Below are 3,371 nucleotides of genomic sequence, written 5' to 3' on the forward strand. Positions count from 1 at the left end.
GCCCAGCCTTGGGAAAGGGCGTGGCAAACACGCCTTCGAGCGCCATCGGCCACAGTGTCGCCAGGCCGAGACAGGCAGCAACGGCAAAGCTGGCGAAGGGCGCTGGCATTTCGTCGACGCCACGGAAGCCGACCACCGCGCGGGCGCAGGAGGCAGCGTCCCTGCCCGGCCAGATCCCGCCAATACCCCAATAGACATGCAGTGCGGTGATCAGCAGCAGGACCAGCGAGAGGGCGAAAGCGAGAACGATCATCAGCGGCCTGCAGCAGACAGATGGCGTTTGCCAATGTTCAAATTCCAACCTCCACCATCTTCGTCGCGGTCAGGCCAGAACCGCAGTGTCTCGCCATTGGCAAACCGAATTTCCGCCTGTTTCCGCAATCCGCGCAGCGACACGCTGATGACGGTCTTGCCGACCGACAGTTCGATTTCCTTGGCAATCCGGCGCGGATTGTCAGACCAACGCAGACAGTAACCGTTGGTTTTGCGTAGCTCCCAACAGGCGGAGGCAAGAAAGAGATCCCATTCTGCACGTCTGAAATGGCCAACTCGACGCTTGCCGCTTAGGCGTTTTGCATAGCGGTGCGGCGTTGTCGCGCCGAAGCCGATGTTGATTGTCGATCCGATCGAGTGCCCGACCACGCTGATGGGCGACAGACGAATGCCGTTAAATCTCTTGATGAGGCAGAGCCTGTTTGCACTAAGGCTCATGACCGGAACAGCCGCGAATACTGGGTTTCGTGCTTCATCGCCATGACGTCCGAGACGAACGCGCAGCCGCCGAGATCATCCAGCGTCGAGCCGGCAGCACGGGCGGCGACGCCAAGCGCCAGCGGTTCGAAGCCGGCGAGCAGCGCGGTGGCGCCGGTCTGGCCGACGACGCCGAGCCGGATCGCGGCCTGGACGAGGTTGGAGAAGAAGCTCTGCAGGAAGGCGGCTAGCGCGTCCTGCAGGGCAATGGCGTTGCCGCCAGAAACGGCGCCGACGGCGACGCAATAGGCGCACTCGGCCGGCAGACGGTCCGGCACCTGACACGGCCAGGCCGATGCCGCCTTCAGGAAGGCGGCACCCTGCAGCATGGTCTCGGCATGGCGCTCGCGCGAGCCGGCCAAAGCCTCGGCGAGCGCAGCGATTTCGGCGAGATCGCCAGCCTGGCGGGCGCGCCGCCAGCTTTCGGCAAACAGCACGGCATCGTTCCAGCCCGAGCCCATCTCGACCAGCGTCTCCAGCCATGCGGCAAGGTCTTTGCTATTGGCAACCAGCCCGGCATGCACGGCTTGCTCGAGACCATGGCTGTAAGAAAAACTGCCGACCGGGAATGCAGGCGACAGCCAGGCCATCAGCCGCAACAAAGCGAGGTTGGAAGGCTGGTCAGTCATGGTCGTGCGAGTGGCTGTGGGAATGCGACTCGCCATGGGCGTGGGAATGCGCCTCAGCATGAGCATGGCCATGGCCGCCATGCCCGGAATAGGCGCCGCGCACCGGCTTGAACGGCTCGGAAACGTCGCTCACCGTGGCGCCCAGGCCTTCCAGCATCGTCTTGATGACATGGTCGCGCAGGATGAGGATGCGATCCGCCTCTATGGCGGCCGCAAGGTGCCGGTTGCCGATATGCCAGGCGAGTTCGGCCAGATGCACGGCGCCCTCGGCACGGATATCGTAGAGCGGTTCCTCGGCCGCAATGATCTCGATGTGGCGGCCATCCTCCAGCACCAGCCGGTCGCCGTCGTTCAAGGCAACCGGCTCGGGCAGGTCGACCAGCACCTTGTCGCTACGGGCCGTTTCGATGGCGCGGCGGCGCAGATGCCGCTCGTCATGGGCCAGCACGGCACGATCATAGGGCGTGACCGCCCCCGCTTGGCCGGCGGCGAGCACCGAGACGGCACGCGGGAATTTGGTGAAATCTGTGCGGATGTCGAGCTTCATGTAAAAACTGCCTTTCCAAAAAGCCTAGACCATCCCGAACATCGGCCCAATGCCGGCGCATGCCCCGAATTCAAGTTTTTACAGCGTCCTTTGCGCGTCCGAAAGGACCCGCTGTGGTCAAACGATCGTGTCGAAGAGCCGCAGGATGACGCGTGACGCCGAGGCCGATCACCATGCCCATGACGATGCGGATGTGCGGGAAGATGTCGTGGGCGTAAGGGAGTTTCTGGTCCATGGCCCGGTGCGGCACGTTCTGCGTCAGCTATAGCGCCGATGGATCAGAACAAAAAGTACCTCTGCGCCATCGGCAGCACCGTGGCCGGCTCGCAGGTGAGCAATTCGCCGTCGGCGCGCACCTCGTAGGTTTCGGGGTCGACTTCGACATGCGGGGTGGCGTCGTTGAGCACCATCGAATGCTTGCCGATGCCGCCGCGGGTGTTCTCGACGGCGACCATCTGCTTGTCGACGCCGAGCCGGCCGCGCAGGCCGGCATCGAGCGCCGCCCTGGAAACGAAGGTCACCGACGAATTGGTCATCGCCTTGCCATAGGCGCCGAACATCGGCCGGTAGTGCATCGGCTGCGGTGTCGGGATCGAGGCGTTGGGATCGCCCATCGGGGCGGCGGCGATCATGCCGCCGATCAGCACCATATCCGGCTTGACGCCGAAAAAGGCAGGGTTCCACAGCACCAGGTCGGCGCGCTTGCCGACCGCCACCGAGCCGATCTCGTTCGACAGGCCGTGCGCGATGGCCGGGTTGATCGTGTATTTGGCGATGTAGCGGCGGACGCGGAAATTGTCGTTGTCGCCGGTCTCCTGCGGCAGCGAACCGCGCTGGCGCTTCATCTTGTCGGCGGTCTGCCAGGTGCGGATCGCCACTTCGCCGACGCGGCCCATGGCCTGGCTGTCCGACGAGATGATCGAGAAGGCGCCAATGTCGTGCAAAATGTCTTCGGCGGCGATGGTCTCCTTGCGGATGCGGCTTTCGGCAAAGGCGATGTCTTCCGGGATCGACGGCGACAGATGATGGCAGACCATCAGCATGTCGAGATGCTCGGCCAGCGTGTTGACGGTGTAGGGCCGGGTCGGATTGGTCGAGGACGGGATCACGTTGGGCAGCCCGCAAACCTTGATGATATCGGGCGCATGGCCGCCGCCGGCGCCTTCGGTGTGGAAGGCGTGGATGGTGCGGCCCTTGATCGCCGCCACCGTGTTTTCGACAAAGCCGGATTCGTTCAGCGTGTCGGTGTGGATCATCACCTGCACGTCGTAGTCGTCGGCGACCGACAGGCAGCAGTCGATTGCCGCTGGTGTCGTGCCCCAGTCTTCGTGCAACTTAAGCGAGCAGGCACCGCCCAGCACCATCTCTTCAAGCGCGGCCGGCAAGGACGCGTTGCCCTTGCCCGACAGGCCGATGTTCATCGGAAAGGCGTCGAAGGACTGGAT

Annotated in this window: 6 protein-coding genes; all 6 read right to left on the minus strand. The window is 63.9% G+C overall.

Going from position 1 to position 3,371, the window contains the following annotated elements:
- Window positions 1-253, minus strand: a 253-nt coding sequence (locus tag EOA86_RS27455; RefSeq protein ID WP_164892020.1) for a DUF3995 domain-containing protein, incomplete at its 3' end; no start/stop codon positions are given.
- Window positions 253-711 (minus strand): hypothetical protein, encoded by a 459-nt coding sequence (locus EOA86_RS27460; RefSeq protein WP_128344551.1) that lies wholly within the window; start codon window positions 709-711, stop codon window positions 253-255. The genes EOA86_RS27460 and EOA86_RS27455, both read right to left, overlap by 1 nt.
- The gene (locus EOA86_RS27465; RefSeq protein ID WP_164892021.1) at window positions 708-1,379 is read right to left on the minus strand and encodes an urease accessory protein UreF; all 672 of its coding nucleotides are present in this window, start codon (window positions 1,377-1,379) and stop codon (window positions 708-710) included. The genes EOA86_RS27460 and EOA86_RS27465 overlap by 4 nt, the downstream gene beginning before the upstream one ends.
- On the minus strand, window positions 1,372-1,926 hold the full coding sequence (locus tag EOA86_RS27470; RefSeq protein WP_128344554.1) for an urease accessory protein UreE: 555 nt from the start codon (window positions 1,924-1,926) through the stop codon (window positions 1,372-1,374). The genes EOA86_RS27465 and EOA86_RS27470 overlap by 8 nt, the downstream gene beginning before the upstream one ends.
- A 70-nt stretch (window positions 1,927-1,996) precedes the next feature.
- Window positions 1,997-2,161: a hypothetical protein gene (locus EOA86_RS38905; RefSeq protein WP_164892019.1), complete on the minus strand. Its 165-nt coding sequence runs from the start codon at window positions 2,159-2,161 to the stop codon at window positions 1,997-1,999.
- Window positions 2,162-2,204: 43 nt separating this feature from the next.
- A partial coding sequence (gene ureC / locus EOA86_RS27475) for an urease subunit alpha (protein ID WP_128344556.1) occupies window positions 2,205-3,371 on the minus strand: 1,167 nt, incomplete at its 5' end.

Origin of the sequence: Mesorhizobium sp. M5C.F.Ca.IN.020.32.2.1 (genome assembly GCF_004023105.1) — a bacterium.
GTDB classification, from domain to species: Bacteria; Pseudomonadota; Alphaproteobacteria; order Rhizobiales; family Rhizobiaceae; genus Mesorhizobium; species Mesorhizobium wenxiniae.